Origin of the sequence: Serratia sp. BNK-23 (genome assembly GCF_047456145.1) — a bacterium.
GTDB classification, from domain to species: Bacteria; Pseudomonadota; Gammaproteobacteria; order Enterobacterales; family Enterobacteriaceae; genus Serratia; species Serratia nematodiphila.
On the sequence record NZ_CP179900.1, the window covers coordinates 243,329 to 259,575 of the forward strand.

The 16,247-nt window shown below is 55.6% G+C and carries 11 protein-coding genes, 2 tRNA genes and 4 rRNA genes; 13 read left to right on the plus strand and 4 right to left on the minus strand.

From position 1 onward, the window contains the following. Positions 1-20 precede the first annotated feature (20 nt). The 3 genes from rsmB to def form a co-directional block, all read right to left on the minus strand. Entirely contained in the window at positions 21-1,310 is a 1,290-nt protein-coding gene (gene rsmB / locus ACMGF9_RS01185) for a 16S rRNA (cytosine(967)-C(5))-methyltransferase RsmB (protein ID WP_015379262.1), read from the minus strand. 72 nt (positions 1,311-1,382) lie between these two features. Beyond that, positions 1,383-2,327: a methionyl-tRNA formyltransferase gene (gene fmt, locus ACMGF9_RS01190; RefSeq protein WP_031300343.1), complete on the minus strand. Its 945-nt coding sequence runs from the start codon at positions 2,325-2,327 to the stop codon at positions 1,383-1,385. Positions 2,328-2,344: 17 nt separating this feature from the next. After that, the gene (gene def / locus ACMGF9_RS01195) at positions 2,345-2,854 is read right to left on the minus strand and encodes a peptide deformylase (RefSeq protein WP_004929710.1); all 510 of its coding nucleotides are present in this window, start codon (positions 2,852-2,854) and stop codon (positions 2,345-2,347) included. A gap of 133 nt (positions 2,855-2,987) precedes the next feature. Here def and dprA point away from each other — a divergent pair, with 133 nt between their 5' ends. From dprA to aroE, 5 genes are read left to right on the plus strand one after another with little or no spacing between them, the layout of a single operon-like run. Further along, a complete protein-coding gene (dprA, locus tag ACMGF9_RS01200; protein WP_118892673.1) occupies positions 2,988-4,109 on the plus strand; it encodes a DNA-protecting protein DprA in 1,122 nt (373 codons plus the stop codon). Then, complete coding sequence (gene smg, locus ACMGF9_RS01205) at positions 4,081-4,554, plus strand: DUF494 family protein Smg (protein WP_004929707.1); 474 nt, start codon at positions 4,081-4,083, stop codon at positions 4,552-4,554. Before dprA ends, smg begins: the two co-directional genes overlap by 29 nt. A gap of 25 nt (positions 4,555-4,579) precedes the next feature. After that, positions 4,580-5,125 carry a type I DNA topoisomerase gene (locus ACMGF9_RS01210; RefSeq protein ID WP_019456195.1) on the plus strand — a complete coding sequence of 182 codons (546 nt, stop codon included), beginning with the start codon at positions 4,580-4,582 and terminating at the stop codon, positions 5,123-5,125. Positions 5,126-5,132: 7 nt separating this feature from the next. Beyond that, positions 5,133-5,702: an L-threonylcarbamoyladenylate synthase type 1 TsaC gene (gene tsaC / locus ACMGF9_RS01215; protein ID WP_015379258.1), complete on the plus strand. Its 570-nt coding sequence runs from the start codon at positions 5,133-5,135 to the stop codon at positions 5,700-5,702. 11 nt (positions 5,703-5,713) lie between these two features. Then, on the plus strand, positions 5,714-6,532 hold the full coding sequence (gene aroE / locus ACMGF9_RS01220; protein WP_031300344.1) for a shikimate dehydrogenase: 819 nt from the start codon (positions 5,714-5,716) through the stop codon (positions 6,530-6,532). Positions 6,533-6,570: 38 nt separating this feature from the next. Here the strand turns inward: aroE and ACMGF9_RS01225 are convergent, their stop codons facing one another. Next, positions 6,571-7,113 carry a gamma carbonic anhydrase family protein gene (locus ACMGF9_RS01225; protein ID WP_118892674.1) on the minus strand — a complete coding sequence of 181 codons (543 nt, stop codon included), beginning with the start codon at positions 7,111-7,113 and terminating at the stop codon, positions 6,571-6,573. Positions 7,114-7,620: 507 nt separating this feature from the next. Between ACMGF9_RS01225 and ACMGF9_RS01230 the strand changes: the two genes are divergently transcribed. The 8 genes from ACMGF9_RS01230 (at position 7,621) to aceB (ending at position 16,221) form a co-directional block, all read left to right on the plus strand. Next, a 16S ribosomal RNA gene (locus ACMGF9_RS01230) occupies positions 7,621-9,162 on the plus strand. 88 nt (positions 9,163-9,250) lie between these two features. Beyond that, a tRNA-Glu gene (locus tag ACMGF9_RS01235) sits at positions 9,251-9,326 on the plus strand. 239 nt (positions 9,327-9,565) lie between these two features. Then, positions 9,566-12,472, plus strand: a 23S ribosomal RNA gene (locus ACMGF9_RS01240). A gap of 98 nt (positions 12,473-12,570) precedes the next feature. After that, a 5S ribosomal RNA gene (gene rrf, locus ACMGF9_RS01245) occupies positions 12,571-12,686 on the plus strand. Between the two features lie 14 nt (positions 12,687-12,700). Continuing rightward, positions 12,701-12,776, plus strand: a tRNA-Thr gene (locus ACMGF9_RS01250). A 45-nt stretch (positions 12,777-12,821) separates the two neighbouring features. Next, positions 12,822-12,937: ribosomal RNA gene (gene rrf, locus ACMGF9_RS01255) — 5S ribosomal RNA — on the plus strand. Together the 16S, 23S and 5S rRNA genes with 2 tRNA genes alongside form the textbook arrangement of a ribosomal RNA operon. Before the next feature lie 381 nt (positions 12,938-13,318). Next, positions 13,319-14,248: a homoserine O-acetyltransferase MetA gene (gene metA, locus ACMGF9_RS01260; protein ID WP_004936623.1), complete on the plus strand. Its 930-nt coding sequence runs from the start codon at positions 13,319-13,321 to the stop codon at positions 14,246-14,248. A 374-nt stretch (positions 14,249-14,622) separates the two neighbouring features. Further along, the gene (gene aceB / locus ACMGF9_RS01265) at positions 14,623-16,221 is read left to right on the plus strand and encodes a malate synthase A (protein ID WP_414160494.1); all 1,599 of its coding nucleotides are present in this window, start codon (positions 14,623-14,625) and stop codon (positions 16,219-16,221) included. Positions 16,222-16,247: the final 26 nt, after the last annotated feature.

Consider the following 16,247-nt stretch of genomic DNA (forward strand, 5'->3'; position numbering starts at 1 on the left):
CGCACGCACGCCCTGAAGCATTACATTTTAATCAGCTTAGCGTAAAAGAAGCCATCACCGTCCTCGGGATGCGGGATATTCTGTCGCCCTGGCCGCTGCGCATCACCGGTTTCAACCAGCTTGGCATCGGCGTGGCGTTGCAAGAACGCGGCGATCTGGTTGCTGTTTTCATCCGGCAGGATAGAACAGGTGGCGTAAACCATCACTCCGCCTGATTTTAGATGCGGCCAGACGGCTTCCAGAATTTCTGCCTGCAGTGCGGCGAGTTCGGCGATGTCGCGATCGCGGCGCAGCCATTTGATGTCGGGATGACGGCGGATCACACCGGTGGCGGAACAAGGCGCGTCCAGCAGGATGCGGTCGAACTGCTTGTCCCCGCACCACTGCTGCGGAGTGCGGCCATCGCCCAGTTTAACCTCTGCGTGCAAACGCAGACGCTGCAGGTTCTCTTTGACTCGCGCCAGGCGCTGTTCGTCGATATCGACCGCCATGACGTGTGCTTTCGGCGCCGCTTCCAAAATATGCGTGGTTTTGCCGCCGGGTGCGGCGCACAGATCGAGGATCTGTTCGCCGTCTTGCGGATCCAACAGATCGACACAGCCCTGGGCCGAAGCATCTTGTACGGTGACCCAGCCTTCGGCGAACCCTGGCAGATCGGTCACGGCGCAAGGCGCCAGCAAACGCACTGCATCGGCATAGTCTGCATGAGTTTCCGCGGCGATGCCGGCGTCGTTCAGCAGCTGCAGATAAGCGTCACGGGTGTGATGCAGGCGGTTGACGCGCAGCCACATCGGCGGCTTCTGGTTATTCGCGTCGACGATCTGTTCCCAGTTGGCGGGATAAGCCTGTTGAATGCGTTTCAGTAACCAGCTGGGATGCAGATAGCGGCTGTCATTGTTGGCGGCGCGTTGCAACAGCTCTTCCTGCTGGCGTTGAAATTGGCGCAAGACGCCGTTAATCAGGCCTTTTAACTGCGGGCGTTTCAGCGCTACCGCACCTTCCACGGTTTCTGCCAGCACGGCGTGCGCCGGGATGCGGGTATACAGCAGCTGATACAGGCCGACCATCAGCAAGTAGTGCAGCGTACGCTGCTTACCGGTCAGCGGCTTGGCCATCAATTGCTGAATGCACCATTCGAGCTGCGGCAGCACGCGTAACGTGCCGAAACACAGCTCCTGCAGCAACCCGCGATCTTTGTCGCTGATGGAGGTTTGCAGCGCCGGCAGGACAGTGCTGAGCGACTGCCCCTGATCCAGCACCTGGCCGATGGCTTTGGCAGCGATGCTGCGGAGATTGTAATTATTTTTCATAGGCTGAAGCTGATAACGATCGGCATTAAGAAAATAACGGCCCGGCGATGAACGGCCGGGCAGTGGGGTGACTTACAGCCGGTTACCCGGGGTAAACCATTCACGACGTGAATTTAACAGGTCCTGCGCCGACATCGGTTTCTTGCCGGCGGGCTGCAGCTGGATCAGATTGAGGATGCCGTCGGCGGTCGCCACCTGAATGCCTTGCTTGTCGGCATGGACAACGGTGCCCGGCTCCGCGTTGGCGCTTTGCGCCAGCACGCTGGCCTGCCAGACTTTTACCGGTTGATCGTCGATGGTGAAGTAGCTGATCGGCCAAGGGTTGAAGGCGCGGATGCAGCGCTCCAGTTGTGCAGCGGACAGGTTCCAGTCCAGGCGAGCTTCTTCTTTGCTCAGCTTCTCGGCGTAAGTGACCAACGCTTCGTCCTGTACTTCGCGGGTGGCGCTGCCGTCGGCCATTTGGCGCAGCGTCGTCAGCATGCCCTGCGGGCCGAGCTGGGCCAGTTTGCCGTAGAGACTGGCGCTGGTGTCGCTGCTCTCAATCGGGCAGGCGATCTTGTGCATCATGTCGCCGGTATCGAGGCCGGCGTCCATCTGCATGATGGTCACGCCGGTTTCGCTGTCGCCGGCCCAGAGCGAACGCTGGATCGGTGCCGCGCCGCGCCAGCGAGGCAGCAGCGAGCCATGTACGTTGATGCAACCGAGACGCGGCATCTCCAGCACCGCTTGCGGCAGGATCAACCCGTAGGCAACAACCACCATCACGTCGGCGTTAAGATCGGCCACCAGGCGCTGGTTCTCTTCTGGGCGCAGCGATTTGGGCTGAAATACCGGCAGTTGGTGTTGTTCAGCCAGCACTTTTACCGGGCTTGGCGTCAACTTGTTGCCGCGGCCTGCCGGGCGGTCGGGCTGGGTAAAAACGCCGACAATCTGGTGCTCAGATGACAACAGCGCGTCAAGATGACGCGCTGCGAAGTCTGGTGTTCCGGCGAAAATAATCCGTAAAGAGTCAGACACGTTGATTTCCTGATCGGTTAGGCGCGGGCTTGGAGCTTGGCCATTTTTTCCAGTTTCTGACGAATGCGCTGGCGCTTGAGCGGCGACAGGTAATCGACGAACAGTTTACCCATCAGGTGATCCATCTCGTGCTGGATGCAGATCGCCAGCAGATCGTCCGCTTCCAGCTCGAAAGATTTGCCTTCGCGATCCAGCGCGCGGATCTTCACCTGCGCGGCGCGTGGTACCAATGCACGCTGCTCGGGAATGGAAAGACAGCCTTCCTCGATGCCGGTTTCGCCGCTTTTTTCCAGCAGCTCCGGATTGATCAGCACCAGGCGCTGATCGCGATTCTCGGAGACGTCGATCACGATAATGCGCTGATGGATATCCACCTGAGTCGCAGCCAGGCCGATGCCTTCCTCTGCGTACATGGTTTCAAACATATCATCCACGATGCGCTGGATATCTGCATTGACTTCTTTTACCGGCGCTGCGACTTTGCGCAGACGCTCGTCTGGGAAATGTAATACCTGCAAGACTGACATATATCTTTAGATCTGTATCCGAGTAATGAACGAGGTTTAACCTCTATTCTAGACATTTCCCGGCCTGATTGACAGCATTGCGCACCAATTGCTCAGATTGGTAATACCACCGTTTTTGCTGAGGGAACAGAGGATGCGGCCGGAAGAGATCGCTTTACGGATGCGGGGGGTTACGGGGCTGCAGACCGTCGTGGCCAGCCGGATCGTGCGGCAGTTATCGCAAATGGGTGGCGAGCCTCGCCGCGCGTTGCGTGAACTTGGATTGAATGAACGGCAGCGAGCACAGTTCAACCAGACGGATCCCGGTTATCTGGCGGCCACCTTGCGTTGGCTGGAAGTGCCGGCGCACCGTATGCTGAACTATGCAGCGGCCGGCTATCCCGAATGCCTGGCCCAGATCGACGATGCGCCGCTGTTCCTGCTGATCGATGGAGATCCTCAGGCGCTGTTGCGCCCGCAACTTGCCATGGTTGGCAGCCGGCAGTTCAGCCACTACGGCGAGCGCTGGGCTAACCATTTCGCCGAGGAATTGGCGCGTTGCGGTTTCACCATCACCAGCGGTTTGGCGATCGGCATCGACGGCATTTGCCATCGCGCAGCGCTGGCGGCCGGGGGTTGCACGATAGCGGTGTTGGGCTGCGGGCTGGCCAATGTCTACCCGCGGCGGCACCGCCGGCTCGCAGAGCAGATAGTCGAGCAGGGCGGTGCGGTGATTTCAGATCATTTGGTCACCGATTTGCCCCTGGCTGACCATTTTCCGCGCCGCAACCGCATTATCAGCGGGCTGAGCCAGGGTGTGCTGGTCATAGAAGCCTCGTTGCGCAGCGGTACCCTGGTGACGGCTCGCTATGCGCTGGAGCAAGGGCGTGAGGTATTCGCCTTGCCGGGGCCGTTAGGGAACCCGATGAGCGAAGGCACGCACTGGCTGATCCAACAGGGCGCGCATCTGGTGACTGGGCCGAAAGATATCGCCGAATTGCTGGGAAGCGGCCTTCAGTGGTTGCCACTGAACGAAAATACAACTATTTGTGCGTCGCAGGCTGAAGTTGAATTGCCATTTGCCGATGTGTTGGCTAACGTAGGAGATGAGGTGACACCTGTTGACGTCGTCGCTGAACGTGCCGGCCAACCTGTGCCAGTGGTAGTAATCAAGTTACTCGAGCTGGAGTTAGCAGGGTGGATCGCAGCTGTACCCGGCGGCTATGTCCGAATAAGGAGGGCAAGCCATGTTCGACGTACTCATGTACTTGTTTGAAACTTATATCCACAATGAACCAGAGATGCGCGTCGATCAGGATCAACTGACCGATGATCTCGCCCAGGCGGGGTTTCATCAGGATGATATCTACAACGCGTTGAATTGGCTTGAGAAGTTGGCCGACCTGCAAGAAGGTCAAAACGCGCCTTACTTTATGGATGCCGATCCGCTGGCGATGCGGATCTATACCGAAGAGGAAAGCGCGCGTTTGGACGCCGGCTGCCGTGGTTTTCTCCTGTTCCTGGAACAGATTCAGGTATTGAACCTCGAAACCCGTGAAATGGTTATCGACCGCGTTATGGCTTTGGATAATGCGGAATTCGATCTCGAAGATCTGAAATGGGTCGTGTTGATGGTGCTGTTTAATATCCCCGGATATGAAAGCGCCTATCAGCAAATGGAAGAACTGTTGTTTGAAGTGAACGAAGGTTATCTGCATTGAGCCGATAACGCGCATAGAAGACGTTATGACAAAAAACGCGATTTTTGCCGCCAGGCAAAATGAACCCTGTCCGGAATGCGGGGCCGAGCTGGTGATCCGTAGCGGTCGCCACGGCCCCTTCCTCGGCTGTTCCCAGTACCCTGAATGCCAATATATTCGGCCGCTGAAAGCGCAGGCCGATGGGCATATCGTTAAGGTGTTGGATGGGCAACAGTGCCCGAAGTGTCAGGCGACGTTGGTGCTGCGCCAGGGGCGCTACGGCATGTTTATCGGCTGCAGCGATTATCCGCAATGCGATCACACAGAAGTGATCGACAAGCCTGACGAAACCGCCATTACCTGTCCGCAGTGCGGGCAAGGCAAGCTGTTGCAGCGCAAGTCGCGTTACGGCAAGGTTTTTCATTCCTGCGATCGTTACCCGGAATGCCAGTTCGCCCTCAACGTTAAACCCGTCGCCGGTGAATGCGCCTACTGCCATTACCCGCTGCTGATGGAAAAGCGCACGGCAAAAGGCCCCGTCCTGTGCTGTGCCAGCAAGCTGTGCGGAAAACCCGTCGCGACTACAGAATAATCACATCATGAATTCAGAATTAAGCCCGAACCTTTTATCTATCATCGATGCTTTGCATCAACAGCAGGTGATTGCGTATCCCACCGAAGCCGTATTCGGCCTGGGTTGCGATCCCGACAGCGAGCAGGCGGTCAATGCATTGCTGGCGCTGAAACAGCGGCCGTGGGAAAAGGGGCTGATTTTGATCGCCGCCGACTATGCGCAGCTTAAGCCTTATATTGACGACAGTACGCTCAGCGAACAGCAGCGCGCGACGATGTTTGCCAGCTGGCCTGGGCCGGTAACCTGGGTGTTGCCTGCTCGGCCGGAGACGCCGCGTTTGTTGACCGGGCGTTTCAGTTCACTGGCGGTGCGCGTCAGCGATCATCCGCTGGTGCAGTTGCTGTGCCGGCAGTACGGCAAGCCGCTGGTGTCGACCAGCGCCAATCTCAGTGGGCTGGAACCGTGCCGCAGTGCCGATGAGGTCACGCGGCAGTTCGGCGAAGCTTTCCCGGTATTGCGCGGCAAGGTGGGTGGCCGTCTTAATCCTTCCGAAATCAGAGACGTTCTGACCGGCGAACAGATCCGTCAGGGCTAGAGGTAATGGGCATGGAGAAGTTTGCGGTATTTGGCAACCCTATCGGCCACAGCAAGTCGCCGCGAATTCATGCGCTGTTTGCTGCCCAGACCGGCATTGAGCATCCTTATGGGACGGTGTTGGCGCCGCTGGACGGTTTTGAAACCAGCCTGCAGGCGTTTATCCGCGCCGGAGGGCTAGGGGCGAACGTCACGGTGCCTTTCAAGGAGCGTGCTTATTCGGCCGCTTCTGAGCTGAGCGAGCGCGCGGCGATGGCCGGTGCGGTCAACACCCTGAAGGTATTGCCTAATGGCGAGCTGTTGGGGGATAACACCGACGGCATCGGTTTGCTGACCGATCTGCAGCGCCAGCAATTGATTCGGCCGCAGGATCGCATTCTGCTGGTGGGCGCCGGCGGTGCGGCACGCGGCGTGATCCTGCCGCTGCTGTCTTTCGGCTGCCGGCTCACGATCACCAACCGCACTTTCAGTCGGGCCCAAGAGTTGGCCGACGCTTTCCGGCATCTGGGGGAGATCTCGGCGGCGCCGATGGATCAACTGGATCAGCAAGCGTTCGATCTGGTGATCAATGCGACGGCGTCCGGCATCAGCGGGGAGATCCCGGCGTTGCCTGCAGGCGTGGTGAATGCGCAAACCCGTTGCTATGACATGTTCTATCAGCAAGGCGTTACGCCATTTCTGGCCTGGGCGCAGCAGCAGGGCGCAACGGAATACGCCGATGGGCTGGGTATGCTGGTGGGGCAGGCGGCGCATGCTTTCCTGCTTTGGCACGGAGTGATGCCGGAGATCGAGCCGGTATTACGCCAGCTGCGCAGCGAACTGGTGGCATAAATTCTACCCCGTTCTCTTTATAGGGAACGGGGCGCCCATCAGATATCTTCCGACAGGTATTCGTCTTTCCAGCGTACATAGTTGTTAGAAGAATAAAGCAATCCCTCCAACTCGGCGGCGGTCAAAGGCCGAACCTGGCGTGCCGGGCTACCCATATAAAGATAGCCGCTGGCCAGGTGTTTGCCCGGCGCCACCAAACTGCCGGCGCCAATCATCACGTCATCTTCTACAACTACGCCGTCCAACAGGATTGATCCCATCCCGACCAGCACCCGGTTGCCGATGGCGCAGCCGTGCAGCATCGCTTTATGACCCACGGTAACGTCTTCGCCAATTAACAGGGGATAACCGTCGGGGTTATGTTCGGAGCGGTGAGTCACATGCAGCACGCTGCCATCCTGAATATTGCTGCGTGCGCCGATCTTTACCGCATTGACGTCGCCGCGAATGGCGACCAGCGGCCAGATGCTGACGTCATCCGCCAGATCGACGTCGCCGATCACGACGCTGGAAGGATCGATCAAGACGCGCTGACCGAGTTTGGGGGTGTATTGAAGATAAGAACGTACTGCATCGGACATGGTGCTTGCCTCACGTCGGGATCATATTTACCGGCAATACTAGACCCTGGCGATGGAATTACAACCAACGCCAGCGCCGGATCCTGCGGAAAATGGCCCTGATCGCACAAGATCCACCCGGAAGGGCTGAAAAGTGTGCAAACAGAAAGAAAAGATCAAAAAAGGGGTTGTGCAAAAAACTCGGATCCCTATAATGCGCCTCCATCGACACGGCGCAAGTGATTCACTTCACACAGCGGCCGGGAAGAAAGAGAAGAAATCCTGAAAATTAGGGTTGACTCTGAAAGAGGAAAGCGTAATATACGCCACCTCGAGTTAGCAAGCGAAAGCGCCTAACTCACTGCTCTTTAACAATTTATCAGACAATCTGTGTGGGCACTCCACAAGACGATATCCAGCATCTTCGGATGCAAAAAAATATCAAGTCTTGAAGAGTGACTAACTGAAGTAAAATTCATGCAGTAAATCTTTGAGCATCGCTTCTCGAGTGGAAGCAAATCAAGCTTTTAATTGAAGAGTTTGATCATGGCTCAGATTGAACGCTGGCGGCAGGCTTAACACATGCAAGTCGAGCGGTAGCACGGGGGAGCTTGCTCCCTGGGTGACGAGCGGCGGACGGGTGAGTAATGTCTGGGAAACTGCCTGATGGAGGGGGATAACTACTGGAAACGGTAGCTAATACCGCATAACGTCGCAAGACCAAAGAGGGGGACCTTCGGGCCTCTTGCCATCAGATGTGCCCAGATGGGATTAGCTAGTAGGTGGGGTAATGGCTCACCTAGGCGACGATCCCTAGCTGGTCTGAGAGGATGACCAGCCACACTGGAACTGAGACACGGTCCAGACTCCTACGGGAGGCAGCAGTGGGGAATATTGCACAATGGGCGCAAGCCTGATGCAGCCATGCCGCGTGTGTGAAGAAGGCCTTCGGGTTGTAAAGCACTTTCAGCGAGGAGGAAGGTGGTGAGCTTAATACGTTCATCAATTGACGTTACTCGCAGAAGAAGCACCGGCTAACTCCGTGCCAGCAGCCGCGGTAATACGGAGGGTGCAAGCGTTAATCGGAATTACTGGGCGTAAAGCGCACGCAGGCGGTTTGTTAAGTCAGATGTGAAATCCCCGGGCTCAACCTGGGAACTGCATTTGAAACTGGCAAGCTAGAGTCTCGTAGAGGGGGGTAGAATTCCAGGTGTAGCGGTGAAATGCGTAGAGATCTGGAGGAATACCGGTGGCGAAGGCGGCCCCCTGGACGAAGACTGACGCTCAGGTGCGAAAGCGTGGGGAGCAAACAGGATTAGATACCCTGGTAGTCCACGCTGTAAACGATGTCGATTTGGAGGTTGTGCCCTTGAGGCGTGGCTTCCGGAGCTAACGCGTTAAATCGACCGCCTGGGGAGTACGGCCGCAAGGTTAAAACTCAAATGAATTGACGGGGGCCCGCACAAGCGGTGGAGCATGTGGTTTAATTCGATGCAACGCGAAGAACCTTACCTACTCTTGACATCCAGAGAACTTTCCAGAGATGGATTGGTGCCTTCGGGAACTCTGAGACAGGTGCTGCATGGCTGTCGTCAGCTCGTGTTGTGAAATGTTGGGTTAAGTCCCGCAACGAGCGCAACCCTTATCCTTTGTTGCCAGCGGTTCGGCCGGGAACTCAAAGGAGACTGCCAGTGATAAACTGGAGGAAGGTGGGGATGACGTCAAGTCATCATGGCCCTTACGAGTAGGGCTACACACGTGCTACAATGGCGTATACAAAGAGAAGCGACCTCGCGAGAGCAAGCGGACCTCATAAAGTACGTCGTAGTCCGGATTGGAGTCTGCAACTCGACTCCATGAAGTCGGAATCGCTAGTAATCGTAGATCAGAATGCTACGGTGAATACGTTCCCGGGCCTTGTACACACCGCCCGTCACACCATGGGAGTGGGTTGCAAAAGAAGTAGGTAGCTTAACCTTCGGGAGGGCGCTTACCACTTTGTGATTCATGACTGGGGTGAAGTCGTAACAAGGTAACCGTAGGGGAACCTGCGGTTGGATCACCTCCTTACCTAAAGATATTAGTTCGCGTGGCGTGCTCACACAGATTGTCTGATGAAAAAGTAACGAGCAAAAGCGTCATAAAAGTACGGTGTCGTGTCCCCTTCGTCTAGAGGCCTAGGACACCGCCCTTTCACGGCGGTAACAGGGGTTCGAATCCCCTAGGGGACGCCAAGCTTCCGACCCACCCGGTGAAAGCGGCGGTCTTCAGTATCTGACGATACACCATATCTTAAAGATGACTTCCGAGTCATGTTTAAGATATTGCTCTTTAACAATCTGGAACAAGCTGAAAATTGAAACATGACGGCTGAAATTTATCCCTCCGTAGAAGTACTGGGATAAAGAGTAACCTGTCATAGAGTCTCTCAAATGTTTGCAGCGCGAACGATGGAAACATCTTCGGGTTGTGAGGTTAAGTGACTAAGCGTACACGGTGGATGCCTAGGCAGTCAGAGGCGATGAAGGGCGTGCTAATCTGCGAAAAGCGTCGGTAAGGTGATATGAACCGTTATAACCGGCGATACCCGAATGGGGAAACCCAGTGTGTTTCGACACACTATCATGTCATGAATACATAGTGGCATGAGGCGAACCGGGGGAACTGAAACATCTAAGTACCCCGAGGAAAAGAAATCAACCGAGATTCCCCCAGTAGCGGCGAGCGAACGGGGAGGAGCCCAGAACCTGAATCGGCTTGTGTGTTAGTGGAAGCGTCTGGAAAGTCGCGCAGTAAAGGGTGATAGCCCCGTACACTAAAATGCACAGGTCGTGAGTTCGATGAGTAGGGCGGGACACGTGACATCCTGTCTGAATATGGGGGGACCATCCTCCAAGGCTAAATACTCCTGACTGACCGATAGTGAACCAGTACCGTGAGGGAAAGGCGAAAAGAACCCCGGCGAGGGGAGTGAAATAGAACCTGAAACCGTGTACGTACAAGCAGTGGGAGCACCTTCGTGGTGTGACTGCGTACCTTTTGTATAATGGGTCAGCGACTTATATTTTGTAGCAAGGTTAACCGTATAGGGGAGCCGTAGGGAAACCGAGTCTTAACTGGGCGACTAGTTGCAAGGTATAGACCCGAAACCCGGTGATCTAGCCATGGGCAGGTTGAAGGTTGGGTAACACTAACTGGAGGACCGAACCGACTAATGTTGAAAAATTAGCGGATGACTTGTGGCTGGGGGTGAAAGGCCAATCAAACCGGGAGATAGCTGGTTCTCCCCGAAAGCTATTTAGGTAGCGCCTCGTGAACTCATCTTCGGGGGTAGAGCACTGTTTCGGCTAGGGGGCCATCCCGGCTTACCAAACCGATGCAAACTCCGAATACCGAAGAATGTTATCACGGGAGACACACGGCGGGTGCTAACGTCCGTCGTGAAGAGGGAAACAACCCAGACCGCCAGCTAAGGTCCCAAAGTCATGGTTAAGTGGGAAACGATGTGGGAAGGCATAGACAGCCAGGATGTTGGCTTAGAAGCAGCCATCATTTAAAGAAAGCGTAATAGCTCACTGGTCGAGTCGGCCTGCGCGGAAGATGTAACGGGGCTAAACCATGCACCGAAGCTGCGGCAGCGACGCTTAGCGTTGTTGGGTAGGGGAGCGTTCTGTAAGCCGTTGAAGGTGGCCTGTGAGGGTTGCTGGAGGTATCAGAAGTGCGAATGCTGACATAAGTAACGATAAAGCGGGTGAAAAGCCCGCTCGCCGGAAGACCAAGGGTTCCTGTCCAACGTTAATCGGGGCAGGGTGAGTCGACCCCTAAGGCGAGGCTGAAAAGCGTAGTCGATGGGAAACAGGTTAATATTCCTGTACTTGGTGTTACTGCGAAGGGGGGACGGAGAAGGCTAGGCTAGCCGGGCGACGGTTGTCCCGGTTTAAGCGTGTAGGGGGTGTGACCTGGTAAATCCGGTTGCATACTAACCCTGAGGCGTGATGACGATGCACTACGGTGCAGAAGTAGTTGATGCCCTGCTTCCAGGAAAATCCTCTAAGCTCCAGGTAACATTAAATCGTACCCCAAACCGACACAGGTGGTCAGGTAGAGAATACCAAGGCGCTTGAGAGAACTCGGGTGAAGGAACTAGGCAAAATGGTGCCGTAACTTCGGGAGAAGGCACGCTGGCATGTAGGTGAAGTCCCTTGCGGATGGAGCTGAAGCCAGTCGAAGATACCAGCTGGCTGCAACTGTTTAATAAAAACACAGCACTGTGCAAACACGAAAGTGGACGTATACGGTGTGACGCCTGCCCGGTGCTGGAAGGTTAATTGATGGGGTCAGCCGCAAGGCGAAGCTCTTGATCGAAGCCCCAGTAAACGGCGGCCGTAACTATAACGGTCCTAAGGTAGCGAAATTCCTTGTCGGGTAAGTTCCGACCTGCACGAATGGCGTAATGATGGCCAGGCTGTCTCCACCCGAGACTCAGTGAAATTGAACTCGCTGTGAAGATGCAGTGTACCCGCGGCAAGACGGAAAGACCCCGTGAACCTTTACTATAGCTTGACACTGAACATTGAGCCTTGATGTGTAGGATAGGTGGGAGGCTTTGAAGCGTGGACGCCAGTCTGCGTGGAGCCATCCTTGAAATACCACCCTTTAATGTTTGATGTTCTAACTCGGCCCCGTGATCCGGGGTGAGGACAGTGTCTGGTGGGTAGTTTGACTGGGGCGGTCTCCTCCCAAAGAGTAACGGAGGAGCACGAAGGTTAGCTAATCACGGTCGGACATCGTGAGGTTAGTGCAAAGGCATAAGCTAGCTTGACTGCGAGAGTGACGGCTCGAGCAGGTACGAAAGTAGGTCTTAGTGATCCGGTGGTTCTGAATGGAAGGGCCATCGCTCAACGGATAAAAGGTACTCCGGGGATAACAGGCTGATACCGCCCAAGAGTTCATATCGACGGCGGTGTTTGGCACCTCGATGTCGGCTCATCACATCCTGGGGCTGAAGTAGGTCCCAAGGGTATGGCTGTTCGCCATTTAAAGTGGTACGCGAGCTGGGTTTAGAACGTCGTGAGACAGTTCGGTCCCTATCTGCCGTGGGCGTTGGAAGATTGAGAGGGGTTGCTCCTAGTACGAGAGGACCGGAGTGAACGCACCACTGGTGTTCGGGTTGTCATGCCAATGGCATTGCCCGGTAGCTAAGTGCGGAAAAGATAAGCGCTGAAAGCATCTAAGCGCGAAACTTGCCTCAAGATGAGTCTTCCCTGGACCTTTAAGGTCCCTGAAGGAACGTTTAAGACTAAGACGTTGATAGGCTGGGTGTGTAAGTGCAGCGATGCATTGAGCTAACCAGTACTAATGATCCGTGAGGCTTAACCTTACAACACCGAAGGTGTTTTTAGAGAGATTTTCAGCGAAGTTCCGAGATTGGTTCTGATGGCGACACGAGAGTGAAGCGGTTGGAATAAAACGAATTTGCCTGGCGGCAATAGCGCGGTGGTCCCACCTGACCCCATGCCGAACTCAGAAGTGAAACGCCGTAGCGCCGATGGTAGTGTGGGGTCTCCCCATGCGAGAGTAGGACACTGCCAGGCATCAAATTAAGCGTGCTGATATGGCTCAGTTGGTAGAGCGCACCCTTGGTAAGGGTGAGGTCCCCAGTTCGACTCTGGGTATCAGCACCACTTTATTTAAAGTGGGTTTAGAAGTTCGGCAGAAAAAAGAATTTGCTTGGCGGCAATAGCGCGGTGGTCCCACCTGACCCCATGCCGAACTCAGAAGTGAAACGCCGTAGCGCCGATGGTAGTGTGGGGTCTCCCCATGCGAGAGTAGGACACTGCCAAGCATCAAATAAAACAACAAGCCTCATGCGAAAGCATGGGGCTTTTTGTTTTGTCTGTTATTTGGTGTTCTGCTCGAGCATGGGCATGCGAAAGGCCCGTCGGGAACGGGCCTTAACGCCGCTTGCGGCGGCCCCGCAGGGGAGAGTCTCAGGATGAGACGAATACTGTAGGACACTGCCAAGCATCAAATAAGCCAAGAGGCCATCCGAAAGGATGGCCTTTTTGCTTTTCATCCGCTTTACTCCCTCTGCTTATATCCCGGCGCAGGCTGCGCAATGAAACATTTTCACCTTTCCGCTGAATGCTCGACAGCGACGAAAAAAAACGCTATCTTCGGGCATCTAGAAGTCTAAACGTATAAATGGATGTGTGAGGGTTAAGCAATGCCGATTCGTGTTCCTGATGAGTTACCTGCGGTCAATTTCTTGCGCGGTGAGAATGTCTTCGTGATGACATCCTCGCGGGCAAAAACACAGGAAATCAGGCCACTGAAAGTGCTGATCCTCAACCTGATGCCAAAGAAGATCGAAACGGAAAACCAGTTTCTGCGTCTGTTGTCCAACTCGCCGCTGCAGATTGATATCCAGCTGCTGCGCATCGACAGCCGCGAATCGAAGAACACGCCGGCCGAGCATCTGAACAACTTCTACTGCGACTTCGAGGATATCCAGAATGAGAACTTCGATGGCCTGATTGTCACCGGCGCGCCGCTGGGGCTGGTTGATTTCTGCGATGTTGCCTACTGGCCGCAGATCGAGCGGGTCATTGACTGGGCCAAAAACCACGTCACCTCCACGCTGTTCGTATGCTGGGCGGTACAAGCGGCGTTGAACATCCTGTACGGCATTCCCAAGATGACGCGCGAAGTGAAGCTCTCCGGCGTTTATCCGCACCAAACGCTGCAGCAGCATGCGTTGCTGACGCGCGGCTTCGACGAAAGCTTCCTGGCGCCGCATTCACGCTATGCCGATTTCCCGACCGAGGTGATTCGCCAATATACCGACCTGGATATTCTGGCCGAATCCGAGCAGGCCGGCGCCTACCTGTTCGCCAGCAGGGATAAGCGCCTGGCGTTTGTCACCGGCCATCCTGAGTATGATGCCCTGACCCTGGCCGGGGAGTATTGTCGCGACAACGAAGCTGGCCTCGATCCTGCCGTACCGCTCAACTACTTCCCCGATGACAACCCCGCACTGACACCGAAAGCCACCTGGCGCAGCCATGGCCACCTGCTGTTTTCCAATTGGCTCAACTATTACGTCTACCAGATCACGCCTTACGATCTGCGCCATATGAATCCGACTCTCGACTGATCTTTTCTGCCTGCCGGCGGCTGAATCGAGGCCGCCGCGCTGTTGATCCTCCGCACGATCCCCTTTTTACCGGTCACTTTCCCCAAAAAACCATTGGCCAACAACGCGTTAGCCTATCTTTGCGATTCTATTGGAACCAGTTTCCTTACCTGTTGGTTATGTTATTTGTTCTAACTAATTGATAATAAAGTGTTAATAAAATATTTAATAATAAAATGGAAATGGTTTTTGATTTTTGTTTTTTGTTGAGTATTCTTAGAGCTATCGGGATGAGATCTGACCAGTTTAGGATCGTTTCATCCGCCCTGATCCACAGTGATTTCTGATGAAAATGCGCCGGTCGCTCGGGCGCAACGATGGGAAGGAGCAAGGTCATGACGCAACAGATAGCAGGCACGGAGTTAAGGTTTACCCAGGGTTTCGCCGCAGCGGAGCGCCAGGTATTAACGGATGAAGCGGTTGAATTCCTGGCGGAACTGGTGGGGAAATTCACGCCGCGGCGCAATGAGCTGCTGGCGGCGCGTGCCCGCTGGCAGCAAAATATCGATCGCGGCGAGCTGCCTGGATTTATTTCGGAAACCAATTCCATTCGTGAGGGCGACTGGCAGATCCGCGGCATCCCGCAAGACCTGCGCGATCGCCGGGTCGAGATCACCGGGCCGGTAGAACGCAAGATGGTGATCAATGCGTTGAACGCCAACGTAAAAGTATTTATGGCGGACTTCGAAGACTCCCTGGCGCCAAGCTGGGACAAAGTCATCGACGGTCAAATCAACCTGCACGATGCGGTTAACGGCACCATCTCCTACACCAATGAAGCCGGCAAGATCTACCAGCTGAAACCGAATCCGGCGGTGTTGATCGCTCGCGTGCGCGGCCTGCATTTGCCGGAGAAACACGTCTTGTGGCGTGATGAAGCCATCCCTGGCGGCCTGTTCGATTTCGCGCTGTACTTCTACCACAACTATCGTCAGCTGTTGGCCAAGGGCAGCGGCCCGTATTTCTACCTGCCGAAAACCCAGTCCTGGGAGGAAGCGGCCTGGTGGAGCGATGTCTTCAGCTTTACCGAGGATCGTTTCGATCTGCCACGTGGCACCATCAAGGCGACCGTGCTGATCGAAACCCTGCCGGCGGTGTTCCAGATGGACGAGATCCTCTATCACCTGCGCGATCACATCGTCGGCCTGAACTGTGGCCGCTGGGATTACATCTTCAGCTACATCAAAACGCTGAAGAATCACGGCGATCGCGTGCTGCCGGATCGTCAGTCGGTGACCATGGAGAAACCTTTCCTCAGCGCCTATTCACGTCTGTTGATCAAAACCTGTCATAAGCGCGGCGCCTTCGCCATGGGCGGCATGGCGGCGTTTATCCCGAGCAAAGACGCTGAGAAAAACGCCTGGGTGCTGAACAAGGTGCGGGCGGATAAAGAGCTGGAGGCCAACAATGGCCACGATGGCACCTGGGTGGCGCACCCAGGGCTGGCGGACACGGTGATGGAGGTGTTCGGCAAGGCATTGGGCGATCGCCAGAATCAGCTGGACGTGATGCGTGAGCAGGATGCGCCAATCAGCGCCGCGCAGCTGTTGGAACCATGCGACGGCGAACGCACCGAAGCGGGGATGCGCGCCAATATCCGCGTGGCGGTGCAGTACATCGAAGCCTGGATCTCCGGCAACGGCTGCGTGCCTATCTATGGGTTGATGGAAGATGCCGCGACGGCGGAGATCTCCCGTACCTCTATCTGGCAGTGGATCCACCACGAGAAGAGCCTGAACGACGGGCACCCGGTCACCAAGGCGCTGTTCCGCCAGATGTTGCAAGAAGAGATGTTGGTGGTGCGTGAAGAAGTAGGGGAAGCGCGCTTTAACGCCGGCCGGTTCGAAGAGGCGGCGCGCCTGATGGAGCGCATCACCACGCAAGATGAATTAATCGATTTCCTGACGTTGCCCGGCTATGAGCTGCTGGCCTGAACTTTCCCAATCAACCCTACATGACT

What these genes read in the sequence shown, in the direction of transcription:
- rsmB (WP_015379262.1), bottom strand. Translation starts at nt 1,310, where the DNA reads ATGAAAAATAATTACAATCTCCGCAGCATCGCTGCCAAAGCCATCGGC.
- def (WP_004929710.1), bottom strand. Translation starts at nt 2,854, where the DNA reads ATGTCAGTCTTGCAGGTATTACATTTCCCAGACGAGCGTCTGCGCAAA.
- dprA (WP_118892673.1), top strand. Translation starts at nt 2,988, where the DNA reads ATGCGGCCGGAAGAGATCGCTTTACGGATGCGGGGGGTTACGGGGCTG.
- smg (WP_004929707.1), top strand. Translation starts at nt 4,081, where the DNA reads ATGTTCGACGTACTCATGTACTTGTTTGAAACTTATATCCACAATGAA.
- ACMGF9_RS01210 (WP_019456195.1), top strand. Translation starts at nt 4,580, where the DNA reads ATGACAAAAAACGCGATTTTTGCCGCCAGGCAAAATGAACCCTGTCCG.
- tsaC (WP_015379258.1), top strand. Translation starts at nt 5,133, where the DNA reads ATGAATTCAGAATTAAGCCCGAACCTTTTATCTATCATCGATGCTTTG.
- aroE (WP_031300344.1), top strand. Translation starts at nt 5,714, where the DNA reads ATGGAGAAGTTTGCGGTATTTGGCAACCCTATCGGCCACAGCAAGTCG.
- ACMGF9_RS01225 (WP_118892674.1), bottom strand. Translation starts at nt 7,113, where the DNA reads ATGTCCGATGCAGTACGTTCTTATCTTCAATACACCCCCAAACTCGGT.
- metA (WP_004936623.1), top strand. Translation starts at nt 13,319, where the DNA reads ATGCCGATTCGTGTTCCTGATGAGTTACCTGCGGTCAATTTCTTGCGC.
- aceB (WP_414160494.1), top strand. Translation starts at nt 14,623, where the DNA reads ATGACGCAACAGATAGCAGGCACGGAGTTAAGGTTTACCCAGGGTTTC.